The organism is Glycomyces albidus (assembly GCF_009451885.1).
GTDB classification, from domain to species: Bacteria; Actinomycetota; Actinomycetes; order Mycobacteriales; family Micromonosporaceae; genus Glycomyces; species Glycomyces albidus.
This window is the reverse complement of the sequence record NZ_WIAO01000010.1, coordinates 1-15,677: the sequence shown is the minus strand read 5'-3', so window position 1 is coordinate 15,677 and position 15,677 is coordinate 1. Positions and strand designations below refer to the sequence as shown.

The 15,677-nt window shown below is 71.8% G+C and carries 10 protein-coding genes; 5 read left to right on the top strand and 5 right to left on the bottom strand.

Going from position 1 to position 15,677, the window contains the following annotated elements; all coding sequences use genetic code 11:
- Positions 1 to 12: 12 nt before the first annotated feature.
- Positions 13 to 1,008 carry a type I glyceraldehyde-3-phosphate dehydrogenase gene (gene gap, locus GFD30_RS10235; protein ID WP_153025097.1) on the top strand — a complete coding sequence of 332 codons (996 nt, stop codon included), beginning with the start codon at positions 13 to 15 and terminating at the stop codon, positions 1,006 to 1,008.
- A gap of 148 nt (positions 1,009 to 1,156) precedes the next feature.
- Here gap and GFD30_RS10230 read toward each other — a convergent pair whose 3' ends face one another.
- Positions 1,157 to 3,538 carry a xyloglucanase gene (locus GFD30_RS10230; protein WP_153025096.1) on the bottom strand — a complete coding sequence of 794 codons (2,382 nt, stop codon included), beginning with the start codon at positions 3,536 to 3,538 and terminating at the stop codon, positions 1,157 to 1,159.
- A 349-nt stretch (positions 3,539 to 3,887) separates the two neighbouring features.
- Between GFD30_RS10230 and GFD30_RS10225 the strand changes: the two genes are divergently transcribed.
- Positions 3,888 to 5,798 carry a glycoside hydrolase family 3 protein gene (locus GFD30_RS10225; RefSeq protein ID WP_153025095.1) on the top strand — a complete coding sequence of 637 codons (1,911 nt, stop codon included), beginning with the start codon at positions 3,888 to 3,890 and terminating at the stop codon, positions 5,796 to 5,798.
- Positions 5,799 to 6,080: 282 nt separating this feature from the next.
- On the opposite strand, the gene GFD30_RS10220 is transcribed toward GFD30_RS10225, so the two are convergent.
- From GFD30_RS10220 to GFD30_RS10205, 4 genes are all read right to left on the bottom strand, one after another.
- On the bottom strand, positions 6,081 to 7,541 hold the full coding sequence (locus tag GFD30_RS10220) for an extracellular solute-binding protein (RefSeq protein WP_153025094.1): 1,461 nt from the start codon (positions 7,539 to 7,541) through the stop codon (positions 6,081 to 6,083).
- Complete coding sequence (locus GFD30_RS10215) at positions 7,528 to 9,594, bottom strand: vWA domain-containing protein (RefSeq protein ID WP_153025093.1); 2,067 nt, start codon at positions 9,592 to 9,594, stop codon at positions 7,528 to 7,530. Before GFD30_RS10215 ends, GFD30_RS10220 begins: the two co-directional genes overlap by 14 nt.
- A gap of 132 nt (positions 9,595 to 9,726) precedes the next feature.
- Positions 9,727 to 10,059 (bottom strand): divalent-cation tolerance protein CutA, encoded by a 333-nt coding sequence (gene cutA / locus GFD30_RS10210; RefSeq protein WP_153025092.1) that lies wholly within the window; start codon positions 10,057 to 10,059, stop codon positions 9,727 to 9,729.
- 59 nt (positions 10,060 to 10,118) lie between these two features.
- Positions 10,119 to 10,775, bottom strand: a complete 657-nt coding sequence (locus tag GFD30_RS10205) for a cellulose binding domain-containing protein (protein ID WP_153025091.1) — start codon at positions 10,773 to 10,775, stop codon at positions 10,119 to 10,121.
- 632 nt (positions 10,776 to 11,407) lie between these two features.
- On the opposite strand from GFD30_RS10205, the gene GFD30_RS10200 reads away from it, so the two are divergent.
- The 3 genes from GFD30_RS10200 to GFD30_RS10190 all read left to right on the top strand — a co-directional run bounded on the left by GFD30_RS10200 (position 11,408) and on the right by GFD30_RS10190 (position 15,397).
- Positions 11,408 to 13,810 (top strand): FdhF/YdeP family oxidoreductase, encoded by a 2,403-nt coding sequence (locus GFD30_RS10200; protein WP_153025090.1) that lies wholly within the window; start codon positions 11,408 to 11,410, stop codon positions 13,808 to 13,810.
- 165 nt (positions 13,811 to 13,975) lie between these two features.
- Positions 13,976 to 14,797 (top strand): formate dehydrogenase accessory sulfurtransferase FdhD, encoded by an 822-nt coding sequence (gene fdhD / locus GFD30_RS10195; protein WP_153025089.1) that lies wholly within the window; start codon positions 13,976 to 13,978, stop codon positions 14,795 to 14,797.
- Between the two features lie 75 nt (positions 14,798 to 14,872).
- On the top strand, positions 14,873 to 15,397 hold the full coding sequence (locus tag GFD30_RS10190) for a hypothetical protein (RefSeq protein WP_153025088.1): 525 nt from the start codon (positions 14,873 to 14,875) through the stop codon (positions 15,395 to 15,397).
- Positions 15,398 to 15,677: the final 280 nt, after the last annotated feature.

The window sequence follows — 15,677 nt, the reverse complement described above, 5'->3', positions numbered from 1 at the left end:
AAGGAGACACCCATGACCGTTCGGATCGGCATCAACGGGTTCGGCCGCATCGGCCGCAGCTATCTGCGCGCCGCCCTCCGCAGCGGCGCCGGCGTCGAAGTCGTCGCCGTCAACGACATCGCCGACGCCAGGACGCTCGCCTCGCTGCTGGAGTGGGACTCGCTCACCGGGCACCTCGACGGCGTGCAGGCCGAGGAGGGCGCGATCCTGGTCGACGGCGCCCGCATCCGCGTCACCTCCGAACGCGAGCCCGACCGGATCCCTTGGGGCGACGAGCATGTCGACGTCGTCATCGAGTCCACCGGCCGGCTCGCGGACGCGGCGAGCGCGCGGCGGCACCTCGCCGCGGGGGCCCGCAAGGTCGTCATCTCCGCGCCCGCCGACGCCGACGTCCCGGCGGTCGTGCTCGGCGTCAACGACGACGCGATCGACCTGGACGGGGACGTGTTCTCGAACGGCTCCTGCACCACCAACTGCCTCGCCCCCATGGCGAAGGTGCTGCACGAGGCGTTCGGCATCGAGTCCGGGCTCATGACCACGGTCCACGCGTACACCAGCGACCAACGCCTCCAAGACGCCCCGCACGGCGACCTCCGGCGCGCCCGCGCCGCCGCCGTGTCCACGATCCCGACCTCGTCGGGCGCGGCCCGCACCATCGGCCGGATCATCCCCGAGCTCGACGGGAGGCTCACCGGTCTCGCACTGCGCGTTCCCGTCCCGGTCGGGTCCATCACGGACCTCACCGCCCGCCTCGCGCGGCCGGCGTCCGCCGAGGAGGTCAACGCGGCGTTCCGCGCCGCCGCGCAGAGCCCGGGGCTGTCGCCCTACCTCGCGTACTCGGAAGCGCCGCTCGTGTCGGCCGACATCGTCGGCAACCCGTCCTCGGCGGTCTTCGACGCGCCGCTGACGCAGGTCGTCGGCGACCAGGTCAAGATCTTCGCCTGGTACGACAACGAATGGGGCTTCTCGAACCGGCTCGTGGAGCTGTCGGAGCGCATCGGCTCGTGACGGGCCGAACGGGGCGGCCGCCCCGGATTCGACGCGCGGGTGCGCCGCCGGTCATGCCCCGGCGGCGCACCCTGGCCGGCATCGGCCGCGGAGCCGGAACGGCGGCTCCGCGGCCGATGCGGTCGCTCCCCAGAGCGTCGAGGAGGGCCTAGTCAGTGATGTCGCCGTAGATGAGTCCGCGGCCGTTGGTGGCGATGTAGACGCGGCCGTACACGTCGGGGTCGCCGGTGACGGCCTTGCCGGTCCAGGCCCACTGGTGGGCGTCGTCGTTGATGCGGACCCAGTTGCGGCCCTCGTCGGTGGAGCGCCAAATGCCGCGCACACCACCGGCTTTCGCGGAGGTGTAGATCGTCGGGTAGCCGTGCCGGTTGCGGGCCCTGCCGAAGCCGACCGCGTCGGCCTCCTCGAAGTCGCGCACCCGCCGCCAGGTCTTGCCGCCGTCGGTGGAGCGCCACATCCCGTAGATCGCATCGGCCTTCCCGCCGGCCAGCCAGAGCTGGGCGCGCTTGCCGGGCACGGCCCGGAGGTCGACGGGACCCTCGGCCGGCAGGCCGGTCGCTCCGGTCGCGGTGAAGGCGAGGCCGCCGTTGGTGCTCGCGTAGCACTGGCCGGCGGCGAACGCGTAGAACCGGTCCGGGTTCACCCGGTCGCCGCGCACGATCGCCCCCGCGGGGAGCCCTTCGACCGGCGTCCAGGTCTGGCCGTTGTCGGTGCTGAACACCGGTGCGGTGGTGCCGTTCCCGGGGGACCAGACGATGACCGAGCCGTCGGCGCTGACGGTGACGGTGCCGCCGTTCCCGCCGCCCGCGACGCCTTCGAGCCGGGCCGTGGTCAGCCAGGTCGCGCCGCCGTCGGTCGACACGCCGACGTGCCCGTCGGTCTCGCCTTCGACATCGCCGGTGCCGACGACGATGTCGGGGTTCAGGCCCGCGAAGTCCAGGCCCCGGCCCGACGTCCAGTTCGGACGCCGGATCTGCACCCCCGCCTTGTCCAGATCGGTCTGGACGAACCCGCCGAGGTCGCCCATGGCCGAGACCAGGGTCCCGCCGAGCGCCGCGATGTCCTGCACCGCGGTCTCCTCGAGGCCCTCGGCCCGCACCGCGACGGTGAACGGGTCGACCGGCAGTGCGATCTGGTGCCCCGCTTCGGAGTCCCAGCCGACGAGCGCGCCCTGCGAATCCCATTGCGTCAGCGCCTCGGTGCCCCAGATCGTGGCGCCGGTACCCCACATGATCCGGTCCGAGTCGTGCGGGTCAATCGCGAGCGCGTCGATCATCCAGCCGTGCTTGACGGCGTACGCGGGCCCGTCGGTGACGTTCCCGAACGACAGCCATTCGCTTCCGGCCGGGTCCATCGTGAACCGGTCGGTGCGCTCCGGGGGCCACGACCAGTTCGCGTCCCACACGTAGTCCCAGCTCGTCTCCCAGGTGGCTCCGGAGTCGGTGGAGCGGTAGAGGATCTCGTCGGGCCACCAGTTGTTCTGGGTCGCGACCATGAGCGTGCCGGGGCGCTTCCGGTCGACGGTGAGGCCGCCGAACCCGGGGATGGTACCGATCGGGTTGTAGGCCGGCGTCACGTCGGTCCATTCGCCGGTCGCGAGCGAGAGCCGCTGGACCGAGCCGCCCCGGCCCGTCGCGGGCGCGCCGTTGTAGGGGCCGGGGTCCCAGCCGGTGACGATGAACAGGTGCCCGTTCTCGTGGTCGAACGACGCCTGCTTCGGGATGGTCCGGTTGCCGTCGGCCGTTCCGAGCGCGGCGGCCGCGCCGGGGACGGGCTGCCAGGTCCGCCCGCGGTCGGCGGAGACGTAGAGCGGGTCGTCGGGGTCGGCGACGCCGACGAAGATCCGGTCGCCGGCCAGGTCGAAGTCGATCCAGATGACGCCCTGGTTGTCGTCGGAGTAGTCGCTGGAGGGGTCCTGGACGAAGTCGCCCGCGTTCGGGAACGCCTCGACCGCGGCCCAGGTGCGGCCGTGGTCGAGCGAGCGCCACAGCCCGTTGCCGTTCGGGGTGCCGAGGTACAGGACCGCGTTGTCGACCGGGTCGACGGCGAGGCGCTCGCCCATGCCGCGGCCGGGCATGTTGCCGCCCTGCTTGAACGGCAGCTCGGCGACGCCCCACGTGTCGCCGTAGTCGTCGGAGTAGAGGACCGCGCCGCTGTTGGGGTCCCAGTCGTTCGTGTAGGTCCCGACGGCCGCGTAGACGCGGTTCGGTTCGACCGGGTCGCTCGCGACGGAGACGACGCCGGTGTAGCCCCACAGGTCCCACCCGACCCAGTCGAGCAGCGGCTTCCAGGTCTGCGTTTCCTCCTGCCAGCGGTAGAGACCGCCGATGTCGGTGCGGGCGTAGATGAGGTTCGCCTCGGTCTCGTTGAAGACGATGCCGGGAACGTAGCCGCCGCCGTTGACCACGGCGTTGCGCCAGGCGTAGGCGTCCTCGCATCGCCCGCCGGCTTTCGCTGCGGCAGTGCCGGGAACGGCCGCAGCCGCCACGGCGGCAGCGCCGAGCGAAGCGGCGAAAGTGCGTCGTCGCACGTGTGCTCCTTGAGGGTCACCGGGGCACCGGGCCCGACCGGGCGACCGGCCCCGAGGGGTTAGTTTGGAGACCCAACATAACAGCCTCGGCCGGTCAGGGCAACCACCGCCGACGCCGAACCGCCGCGACCGCCGGCACGCCCGAACCACAGGCATTCGCCCCTGCCTCAAGAACCTCCGTCCAAATCGGTCGAATCGCCCGGCGCTTCCGGCGCCGCGGCGCCAACCGGCGCAAAGCGTCTCAGCGGCCACCTGAAACCCTCCCCTCCCATGGACGTGGGAGCGCTCTTCAGTTACCGTGGAGCGAGGTTGGGCCTGTCCACTCACTGACCCCTCGAGGAGCCGACCCATGGGCGCGAGCCTGCCCGTACTCTTCCGTCGTCCCGCGATCCTCTGGTCCGCGCTGGCCGTCGCGGTCGCCGCCGCCGTCGTCACCGTCCTGCTCGTCGTGCCCGGCGCCGACGACGGGCCGGCCGACGGCCACGGCGACTATCTCGACGCGAGCCTGCCGATCGACGAGCGCGTCGCCGACCTGGTGGACCGCATGACGATCGAGGAGAAGATCGGCCAGATGACACAGGTCGCCGTGCCCGCGATCGAGGCGAACCCTGCCCACGTGCGCGAGTACGGCATCGGCTCCCTCCTCAACGGCGGATCCGAGGCCCTCCACGAGACCCCCGAAGCATGGGCTGCGATGATCGACGGCTACCAGGCCGAAGCCCTCGACACGCGCCTCGGCATCCCGCTCATGTACGGCATCGACGCCGTCCACGGCAACACCGCGATCCCGAGTGCCGTCGTCTTCCCCCACAACATCGGGCTCGGCGCCGCCCACGACCCCGAGCTCGCCGGCCGCGCCGCCGAGGTCACCGCCGCCGAGACCCGCGCCGCCGGGATCCACTGGACCTTCGCCCCGTGCGTCTGCGTCGCCCGCGACAACCGCTGGGGCCGCACCTACGAGTCCTACGGCGAGGACCCCGGCATCGCCTTCGAGTACGCCGGACCCGTCGTCGAGGGCTACCAGGGCGACGACCTGACCGCGAACACCAGCGTCCTCGCCACCGCCAAGCACTACGTCGGCGACGGCGGCACCGCCTACACCTCCTCCACCACCGACGACTACCTCATCGACCAGGGCGTCACCACCCTCACCGAGGACGAGCTCCGCACACTCCACCTGGCGCCCTTCCGCGCCGCGGTCGACGCGGGCGTCGGATCCGTCATGGCCTCGTTCTCCTCCACCGACCTGGGCGACGGCCCGCTCAAAGTCCACGCCGACGAGTACCTCCTCACCGACGTCCTCAAAGGCGAACTCGGCTTCGACGGGTTCGTCGTCTCCGACTGGCAGGGAGTCGACCAGATCAGCGACGACCACGCCGAAGCCGTCCGCGCCGCGATCAACGCCGGCATCGACATGGTCATGGTGCCCTTCGAATACCAGCGCTTCACCTCGACGCTCCTCTCCGAAGTGGAGTCCGGCGGCGTGAGCGAGGACCGCATCGACGACGCCGTCTCCCGCATCCTCACCCAGAAGTTCGCCCTCGGCCTCTTCGAGCAGCCCTACGCCGACACCTCGGGCGCCGCCGAGGTCGGCTCCGACGCGCACCGCGAGGTCGCCCGCGAAGCCGCGGCCGCCTCGCAGACCCTCCTGCGCAACGACGGCGACCTCCTCCCGCTCACCGGCCAGGAGTCGATCTACGTCGCCGGCTCGGGCGCCGACTCCATCGGCCGCCAGGCCGGCGGCTGGACCGCCTCCTGGCAGGGCTCGATCGACCCGCCCACCCACGGCACCACGATCCTCGCCGGCATCGAGGAAGTCGCCCCCGACGCGGCGGTCACCTTCAGCGAAGACGCCTCCGCGCCCGTTGACGGCGCCGACGTCGGCATCGTCGTGGTCGCCGAAGACCCCTACGCCGAAGGCGTCGGCGACGCCGGTGCCGGCGAGCACGACATGACCGTGTCCGAAGCGGACGCGGCCGCCGTCGACACCGTCTGCGGCGCGATCGACTGCGTGGTCATCGTCGTCTCAGGACGGCCGATCGACATCGAACCCCACCTCGACGGCGTCGACGCGCTCGTCGCCGCCTGGCTCCCCGGCAGCGAGGGCGCGGGCGTGGCCGACCCCCTCTTCGGCGCGGTCCCCTACGACGGCCGCCTCCCCGTGAGCTGGCCGCGCCAGCTCGAAGACGAACCCCTCAACGTCGGCGATCCAGACTACGACCCCCTCTTCGCATACGGCTTCGGCCTGCAGACCGCCTGAGACGCACCCGCGCCGCCCTCCGGCCAGACCCGGCCGGAGGGCCCGGCCGCTGGACGGGCCACGGGCGGTGGACGGGCGGTCCCCGCCGGCCCGCTCGCCCTGCCTGCGGCCGGGCTCGGCCGCAGGCAGAGCGATGCCAATGGGCTGACCCCAGGCGGTGCGTGCTGTCAGACCTTGACGACCGTTCGTCCCGGCCCAATGCGCTGGACGGGCCCCGGGCGGTGGACGGGCGGTCCCCGCCGGCCCGCTCGCCCTACCCGCGGCCCGGCCCGGGCGGCGCCGCTACTTCCCGGCGCTCGCGTCCTCAAGCCTGCCAGCGAGGTCCGACAGTCCGGACGCCTCCGAATCCGAGTCCAGAGGTTCGCCGTTCAGCAGCAGCGGATGCACGACCTCCTGGAACACCCGGCTGTAGCGCGTGTACCGCGTGACCGCCGGCCGGTGCCCCGGCGGCGCCACCTCGCTCTCGTCCGGCAGCCACGGCACACTCCCCGTCAGCGCCTTGAACAGCTGCGCGGCGTCGCCGCGCGGACCGGTGCCGTCGTCGCAGCCGACCGCCTCCTCGAGGCCCGCGGTCTGCGCGGCCGCGTCGTAGAACGGCTCGTCCCGGGTCGCCGCGAAGCCGCCGCGCTCGAACAGGAGCTGCTGCGCCGCCGGGCCGGTCAGGAACTCGATCAGCCGCCGCGTCGCGTTCGGCGCCCGCGACGCGGCGCTCACCGCGAGGTTCTGCCCGCCCAGCACCCGGCCCGGCATCGGCACCGCCCCCACGGTGAAACCCAGCTCGCACGAGCTGAGCACCCGGTACGCCCGGGGCCAGTGGCGCAGGAACGGCGTCCGCCCCTCGCGGAACGCCGCCAGCGACGCGTCCTCACCGAACCGCAGCGAATCCCACAGGATCACCGGCGGCCCGTCCCCCTCCGGGCGCAGGTCCTCCCAGAGCCGCCCCAGGTAGGCGACCGCCCGACCGTCCTCCGCGAAGTCCATCGCGCCGTCGTCCACGTCGGGCTCGACACCATTGGCCAGCAAGTACTCCCACACGTTCACGGTGAAGCCCTCATACGCGTCCAACTGCATCGCGATGCCGCCGTCGAACCCGCCGGACAACGCCATGCCCGCCGCCAGGCGCCGCAGCTCCGCCCAGTCCGTGATCGCCTCGGCGTCCTCGGGGCGGAGCTCCCCGGCCGTCGGATCCTCGCCGACCCGGTAGTACAGCATCCCCACATCGGTGTTGAACGGCAGCGCCAGCAGCCTCCCGTCGATGCGGCCCGCCTCGAGCGGACCATCGAGGAACCCGTCGGTGTCCACGCGTTCCAGCTCCCGCAGGTAGCCGGCCTCGGCGAACTCCGCGATCCACGCGATGTCCAGGTTCACCGCGTCCACATTCGGATCGCCGGACTGGAGCGCCGCATGCATCGCGCTGTACTGCAGATCCGCGACACCGGGCAACTCCACGACCTCCACCTGGTGCCGGGGGTGCAGGAGGTTCCACTGGTCCACCAGCAGCCCGCGCTGGCCGTTCGCGGTGTCGTCGCGGCCGGTGAGGAGGCGCAGCCTGCCGCCGCCGAGGTCCTCCATGTCGTCGTCGGGGCGCCATCGGCCGAGGACGTACCCGGTGCCCAGGAGCACCCCGCCGATGAGCCCGGCGCCGCCGTGGACCAGCGCCCGGCGGCCGATGGTCCTGTGCGCCGCGTGACCAGGACCCCGGCGGCCTCTGGTCCTGCCCGCCGCTTGTCTAGGAAGAGGCATCGCCGCTCCACAAGGTGTCGAAGAGGCCGTCGAAGGTCGCGGTGATCCGGTCCTCTTGGGCCTCAAGGCAGGTCACGAGCCCGTTCGAGGTGAGGTCGCGGAAGGCCGCCGACCGGCATGAGGCGTCGCCGACGGCGATCAGGTACAGGCGCACGTCCGAGTCGCCGAGAGCCGCCAGGACGTCCTCAGTGGTCGTCGTCGAGGTGTCCCGGTCGGCGCCGTCGGTCAGCACCACCATCGCGCTGACCCGGCTCTCGGTCGCCGCGTCCGCGTCGCCTTCGGCGATCTGCGCGAGCGCCGCCGCGCCGGCGACGATCGTCCGGTGGAGTTCCACGCCCTGGCTCACCTCGGCGCCCTTCAGGAGCTCGTCCGCCCGGCCGGGGTCCTCTCCGATGCCGAGGTGCTGCGTGTACGGGTCGGATCCCTCCCCTGGGAAGGTCCACAGCCCGGCCCGGTCCTGCTCGCCGAGGTACCGCAGGGCCGCATCGACGCCCGCGGTCGCCAGCTCGAAGCGGGTGGACCCGCCGCTGGTGTCGTTCATCGTCTCCGAGCGGTCGATGGCCAGCAGCACGTCGGTCGGGGGCCGGTTCTGGTCGTACGCCTCCCGAAGCGACTCGTACAGAGCGGTGTCGATCGGTTCGGCCGCGACGGTGTACTCGGGGACGAGGTGCTCGACCCCGCCGTCGAGGAGTTCGCCGCCGCTGTATTCCGGGCCGCGCACGCCGATGTGCTCCGGGCGCCAGCGGCCTTCGCCTGCGAGCCAGTCCTGGAGCTCCGCCGCGACCCGGGAGCGCTCCCCGCTCCCCGGATCGTCGGGCCAGGTCAGGCGTGCCGCCTGGTAGTCGAGCGCACCGAACCCGTCGCTGTAGACGGGCACGAGGTGCGAGCTCCCGTCGCCTCCGGTGCAGCCCTCGCCGTGCGGTTCGCCGTCGTTGTACCGGGCCACCGCCGCCTCGGTGGTGAGCACCGCCAGCAGATCCTCCTGTTTGGACACCTCGCAGAGCAGTTCGGTGTCGCTGGCCGGCGGCGCGATCCCCGCGTCGGCGGCGGCGTCGGCGAGCTGGTTCTCCAGCCGCGCCGCGGCCGCGCCTTGCTGGGCGTCGTTTCCGTAGAGCGCCCTGAGGAACAGCAGGCCGCTGTGCGTCGCCGTCGGCTCCGACCGCAGCACCGGGACGTCGTGCTCGGTGGTGAGCGCGTCGATGAGTTGCGGCAGCGGGATCGTCGTCTCCTGCTCCGTGCCGTAGAAACCGCTGTCGGACACCTCCTCGGGGACGGCGAGCACGAGCGGCGTGGTCCCGACCGGCACGGCCTCGCCCGTGTCGAGCACGCCGCCCGCCCCGGCCTCCAGAAAGCGCTCGGCCGCCACCTCGACCTGCGTCCGCGACTCCGCGATCCACAGGTCCGGACGCGGGCCGATGTCCCGCAGCGGCTGGATCGGGATCTCGGTCTCCTCGCCCGCCTCGCCGACCACCGGGCCCTGCTGCGATTCCTCGCGGACGAGCGGCCACCCGAGGTCCATTGCCTTCTCCACTGAGGACCAGTCGGCCGAGTAGGCGGTGACGTCGGCGCGGCGGCACCCTTCGGAGTCGGTGTACGAGGCGTTGAAGTCGGCCACGGCCCGCGCGAAGCCGTCCGCGCCGTCGACGGGCAGGAGCACGGTGAGCGCCACCGGGTCCTTGCATCCGCCTCGGTCGTCGTACCACTGCGCGACCGCCGGCCACGCGAGCACCGCCGACGGGAGCAGGCAGACGGTCGCGCAGACCGCCAACCGGACCCGCAGCCCGGGCGTGTTCCGGGTCGCCCGCAGGTACGCGACCGAGGCGAGGAGCATGCCCGCGAAGGCCAGCACCATCTTGGACGGCAGAGCGGCCACTTCGAGGACGAACTGGATGCAGACGAGCGCGAGCCCGACGCCGCCCATCATCGAGTCGAACGGGAGGGCGCGGCCGGCCGCGGCGCGGGCGTCTTCGAAGTCGTCGGGATCGTCGGCGTCGTCGGGACTGTCAAGGTCTTCGGAGTGTTCCGGGGGTGCGTGCGATCCGTCGTGGGGCACAGAGCGGCTCCGGGGGTGTTGCGCGGAAATGACTTCCGTGTATCGATTCAGGGGGGAATCGTGAACAGTATGCCCTACCGGGGCGACCGGCAGGGGCGCTCGAAGCCGTTCCGGGCGGCCGGGCCGCGCCGATCAGGAGCGGCCCGAGGTCTCCGCGGTGATCCACTCCAGATAGTCCGGGTTCCCGGCCGTGATCGGCAGCATCACGACCTCGGGGACCTCGTAGCCGTGGCCGGCCTTGATGTGGGCCTCCAGGTCGGCGTAGGCGGCGGCGGTCGTCTTCAGGACCACCCGCCACTCCTGCGCGGTGTCGACCTTGCCCTCCCACCAGTACACGCTGCACAGCGGCCCGAAGACCTGCGCGCACGCGGCGAGCCGGCGCTCGACGGCCGTGCGCGCCAACATGGTCGCGGACTCGGCCGAATCGGTGGTGGTGACAACTTGGACGTGCTCGAACTCGGTCATGACCGCCTCCAAACCGCTTTGAGCGAGCCTATCGCTCATCGGGGCCGGTGGCGGGAAAATTATTCGCCGGCGGTGCAGGGGACCGAGTCGGGCAGCTCGAAGTGGTCGTCGATCTCGGCCTGGAAACCGGCCACGGCGTCCTCGCCCGGGTCGAGCCTGCCGTTCCAGTCCTCCGACGCGAACCGGTCGTGGCCGATGTCAGTCATGTTCCAGTGGTGGTAGACGTCCATGTCGCGCAGGTCGAGGTCGATCTCCCAGTACTCGAGGCGCTCCTCGCCGGTGTTGACCACCTCGACCGTGACCTCGATCGAGTCATCCCAGTCGTTCCTTAGGGAGAGGTTCGCGACGCAGGCGGCGCCGTCGGCGGGCCCCTCCTCCGCTTCGGGCTCTTCAGGATCGGACGAGGGAGCCTCGGTGGAGGCGGTCCCGGAGGGGGTGGGCGACGGCGTCGCCGAGGCCGATTCCGAAGGGGTGGCGGAGGCGGCGGCGGTCGTCTCGGCCGCGGTCGTCGCGCTCGAGCTCTCTGCGGCCGCCGACGGCCACTCGGTCGTCGCCCCGTCGACCGCGCTCACCGGCTCGCGGTCCGAACCGCCGCCGAAGACCCCGAGCTGCCACATGGCGATGAGCGCGACGACGCCCGAGACCGCTCCGAGGATCTGGAGCAGCCGGCCGTGCAGGCGCCCGCCACCCGGTGGCTCCGGTTCCGTCCTGTGCACTCCAACCGCCTTCCATTGAGGACTGACGCGCCGCACTGCAGTGGATGACGCGCGCCGATCCGCACGGCTTACCCTACCTGGAGCCGGGTCCCCGAACGGTCCGCGCTGATTCGCCCGATACCCGATGAACTGGGATTTCATCCGCTCTCATGCCGATTCGTCACTCCCGCACCGGGCACCTCGGACCGTCCTGGAGGCGTGAACTGCGGTGGGTGAAATCCCCGTGGCAGGGGTGGCGGGGTGGGGCGGCGGTGGGCGGTTGGGCGCCTGCACACTCGCGATGAACGCCGACCCGCTCGGCGAGCGCCCCAGTGCATGCGGCCGTACCCGCGCAATGAGCGCCGACCCGTTCGGCGAGCGCCTGAGCGCACGGTGCAGCCCGCCCTCCCTCGCAGCGAACCGCAGTCGTCGAATTCCTCGCGGGCGACTGGGGCGGTGGAGCGGCTCGGCGAGCGCCTCAGTGCTCTGTTCGGTCCGCCTCTCTCGACGCGCACAGGGCGCGCGCAGATCGGCGAAGCCCCGCCTCGGAGTCGTCCGATCGGCGAGGCTCCCGCCCTGGCGTCCCGATCCGCGCAGTCAGGGCCCGGCCTCGTCCGGGCGGTGGGCGCCGCCGCCCGGCCTACACTGGCCCGATGAGCAAGGCTCCCGAGACCGACCCCGCCCAGGACTCGCCCAGTGTCCGCCGCCCGCAGGACCACTCGGTCGGCCTGCCCGCCGTCGTCAATTCGGTCCGGGTCGTCGGTGCCCACGTGGGGATCAAACGCGGACTGCCGCTCCTGCGCAACGTCAACCAGACCGACGGCTTCGACTGCCCCGGCTGCGCCTGGCCCGAGCCCCTCCACCGGCACCCCGCCGAGTTCTGCGAGAACGGTGCCAAGGCCGTCGCCGAAGAGGCCACCCGCCAGCGCGTCGACCCCGACTTCTTCGCCGCCCATCCCGTCGCCGAGCTCGCCGACAAGTCCGGCTACTGGCTCGGGCAGCAGGGCCGTCTCACCGAACCCGTGTACCTCGCCGAAGGCGCCACCCACTACGCGCCGGTCACCTGGGACGACGCCTTCGCGATCATCGCCGGGGAACTCAAGGCGCTCGGCAGCCCCGATGAGGCCGCGTTCTACACCTCCGGCCGCACGAGCAACGAGGCCGCGTTCCTCTACCAGCTCTTCGCCCGCAAGGTCGGCACGAACAACCTTCCGGACTGCTCGAACATGTGCCACGAGTCCTCGGGCTCGGCGCTGGCCGAGACCATCGGGATCGGCAAGGGCAGCGTCCTCCTCGACGACCTGTACCAGGCGGACCTGATCATCGTCGCCGGCCAGAACCCCGGCACCAACCATCCCCGGATGCTCACGGCCCTCGAGAAGGCCAAGCGCGCCGGGGCGCGGATCGTGACCGTCAACCCCCTTCCCGAGGCCGGCCTCCAGCGCTTCAAGAACCCGCAGACCGCGCGCGGACTCGCCGGGCGCGGGACCGACCTCACCGACCTGTTCCTGCAGATCAAGGTCGGCGGCGACCTCGCCCTGTTCAGCCTCCTCAACCGGATGCTGCTGCGCGCCGAGGCCGACGCCCCCGGCGCCATCGACCGCGACTTCATCGAGCGGTACACGCACGGCTTCGACGAGTTCGCCGCCCACCACGCCGAGGGCGACGACATGGCCGTCCTCGCCGAGACGACCCGCCGCACCGGCCTGTCGCTCGACGAGCTCGAACGCCTGATGGCGATGGTCCTGGCCGCCGACAAGATCGTCGTCTGCTGGGCGATGGGCCTGACCCAGCACCGGCACGCGGTCCCCACGATCCGCGAGATCGTCTCCTTCCTCCTGCTGCGCGGCAACATCGGCCGCCCCGGCGCCGGCGTCTGCCCGGTGCGCGGACACTCCAACGTGCAGGGCGACCGCACGATGGGCATTTGGGAGCGGGTGCCCGACCGCTTCCTCGACGCCCTCGGCACCGAGTTCGACTTCGCGCCGCCGCGCGACCACGGCCTCGACACGGTCGACACCATCCGCGCGATGCGCGACGGCCGCGTCAAGGTCTTCTTCGCCATGGGCGGCAACTTCGTCGCCGCCACCCCGGACACGGCCGCGACCGAGGACGCCATGCGCGGCTGCCGCCTCACCGTGCACGTCTCCACGAAGCTCAACCGCTCGCACGTGGTCACCGGCGCCCGCGCGCTCATCCTCCCCGCGCTCGGCCGCACGGACGTCGATTCGACCGGCGGCCGCGAGCAGTTCGTGACCGTCGAGGACTCGATGGGCATCGTCCACTCGTCCCGCGGCACCGTCGCGCCGCTCAGCCCGCACATGCGCAGTGAAGTCGCGATCGTCACCGGCCTCGCCCGCGCCGTCTTCGGCGACGCCGACGACGTCCCCTGGGAGGACTTCGCCGCCGACTACGACCGCATCCGCGACCGCATCGAACGAGTCGTCCCCGGTTTCACCGACTACAACGCCCGCGCCCGGGTGCCCGGAGGGTTCGCCCTCCCGCACGCGCCGCGCGACGAACGGGTCTTCCCGACGGCCACCGGCAAGGCCAACTTCACCGTCAACCCGGTGACCTCGCCTGAGGCCGGTCCGGGCCGCCTGCTGCTCCAGACCCTGCGCAGCCACGACCAGTTCAACACCACCATCTACGGGCTCGACGACCGCTACCGCGGCATCCGCGACGGCCGCCGCGTCGTCCTCGTCAACCCTGACGACGCCGCCGAACTGGGCTTGCGCGACGGCGACTACTGCGACCTCGTCAGCGAATGGTCCGACGGGGACCGCCGCGCCCCGCATTTCAAGATCGTCCACTACCCGACCGCCCGCGGCTGCGCCGCCGCGTACTTCCCCGAGACGAACGTGCTGGTCCCGCTCGACTCGGTGGCCGAATTCAGCAACACCCCCACTTCCAAATCCATCGTCGTCCGCTTCGAACCCGACAGCACCGCGACGAACAGTGCCGCCGGCAGCGCCTCTGGCGGAGCCGCCGAGCGCGCCCCCGCAGGCGCCTCGAGCAGCGGCGCCGACGGCGCTTCCCCAGCAGCCCCGGCCTGAGCCGCCGCCTGAACTGCCCGCGCGGTCCCTGCCCGCCCCGCCGCCGACGGTGAGTTTCGGCGGTGAACCTTGCGGCTGCGGCACTCGCCGAGCTATGCAGGCAAGTAGACCACCGCCAACCTGAACCCAGGCTGAAGTCACCTGAAGGGAAGCTGAAGCACCTACATGGGCCGCGTCACCGTTCGCCGAAAGACCACCCGCCTCACCGACGGCCACCGGGCCGAGCGGATCGACACCCTCGTCGTCGAGGAACCGCTCGAACTGCGCGTCGGCGGCGAATCCCTCCAGGTCACCATGCGCACCCCCGGAGACGACTTCGACCTCGCCGCCGGGTTCCTCCTGTCCGAAGGCGTGATCGCCAAGCCGTCCGACATCGTGAGCATGCGCTACTGCGCCGGCGTGGACGCCGACGGCGAGCAGACCTACAACCTCCTCGACATCGCGCTCGCCAAGGGCGTCGAGCCGCCGACGAAGGCCGCCAAGCGCAATTTCACCGTCACGTCCGCCTGCGGCGTCTGCGGCAAGGACAGCCTCGAAGACGTCCGCACCAAGGCGATCTGGGACCTCGCCGAAGACGGGACGACCGTCGACCCCGCGGTCCTCGCCGACCTCCCCGCCCGGCTGCGCGAGTCCCAGAAGATCTTCGACAAGACCGGCGGCCTCCACGCCGCGGCGCTCTTCACCGCCGCCGGCGAACTCCTCGCGGCCAAAGAGGACGTCGGCCGCCACAACGCCGTCGACAAGGTCGTCGGCTGGGTCCTCCAGCAGGGCCGGCTCCCGCTCCGCGGCACCGTCCTCGCCGTCTCCGGCCGGGCCTCCTTCGAACTCGTCCAGAAGGCCGTGATGGCCGGAATCCCGGTCCTCGCAGCGGTATCGGCCCCGTCCTCGCTCGCCGCCGACCTCGCCGACGAATCCGGCCTCACCCTCGCCGGCTTCGTCCGCGGGGACACCATGAACCTCTACACCCACCCCGACCGCGTCCGCTGACGGCGTGTCGCCGCCGGAAACTACCGGCTGGTAACTAATCTCTCCCGCAGGACCGCACCTGAACGGGGGACACCTATGTGCCAGCCGCAGAACCGCACCCGAGTCGTTCTCGACGAATCGGAGATCCAGCGCCGCCTGACTCGGCCCAAGCCGCCCACCCTGGCCGAGCGCTACGCCCAGGCCGCCACTCCGGCCGAACGCGACCGTCTCTACGACAACGGGAACCGTCGCACCGAACCCGAGCCCGGACCGTCCCGAAACGGTCGCCCGCCTTCGACCGTCTGGATCACCAAGCCGATCCTGCGGACCCGAGGCTGGACCGACGCCGCCATCCGCGAATTCCTGCCCCGCCCCGAACGCCACTACTCCAACCCGCACACCGAGGGCCGCAGCCCGATGCCGCTGTGGAGCGCCCGCACCGTCGGCCGCGTCGAAGCGACCGACGAATGGCAGCGCTGGCTCGCCCGATCCTTGGACCGCCGCGGCATCACGCTGCAGGACCTCACCGAGTCGATCCGCGGCGACGCCTTCCGCCGACGGTTCCAGACCGCCGACAAGGCGATCGCCCACTACCAGCGGGCCCGGTTCCGGACCCGATAAGTCGCCGGGCAAGGGGCGCAGTCCGATTGAACTGCTCCCCGGAAGTTGGACTGAGAATTCGGTTCCGCTTCCGGGGAGTTGTTGTTTGCATCCGTATAGTTCGTTGACCGAGCAGGAGCGTGCTGCTGCGGTGTCGCTGTTCGAGGCCGGTCACGGCCATATGAGCGCGGCTTCCCTGCTGGGGGTCGGGCATCAGGGAGTACGTAACCTGTTCGACCGGTGGAAGATCCATGGTCGAGAGGTGCTGGTGGAGAAGCGGACCAAACGGCGGTTCTCGTTC

Excerpts from the sequence above, each read along its gene's own strand:
- gap (WP_153025097.1), top strand. The coding sequence starts at position 13 with ATGACCGTTCGGATCGGCATCAACGGGTTCGGCCGCATCGGCCGCAGC.
- GFD30_RS10225 (WP_153025095.1), top strand. The coding sequence starts at position 3,888 with ATGGGCGCGAGCCTGCCCGTACTCTTCCGTCGTCCCGCGATCCTCTGG.
- GFD30_RS10220 (WP_153025094.1), bottom strand. The coding sequence starts at position 7,541 with ATGCCTCTTCCTAGACAAGCGGCGGGCAGGACCAGAGGCCGCCGGGGT.
- cutA (WP_153025092.1), bottom strand. The coding sequence starts at position 10,059 with ATGACCGAGTTCGAGCACGTCCAAGTTGTCACCACCACCGATTCGGCC.
- GFD30_RS10200 (WP_153025090.1), top strand. The coding sequence starts at position 11,408 with ATGAGCAAGGCTCCCGAGACCGACCCCGCCCAGGACTCGCCCAGTGTC.
- fdhD (WP_153025089.1), top strand. The coding sequence starts at position 13,976 with ATGGGCCGCGTCACCGTTCGCCGAAAGACCACCCGCCTCACCGACGGC.
- GFD30_RS10190 (WP_153025088.1), top strand. The coding sequence starts at position 14,873 with ATGTGCCAGCCGCAGAACCGCACCCGAGTCGTTCTCGACGAATCGGAG.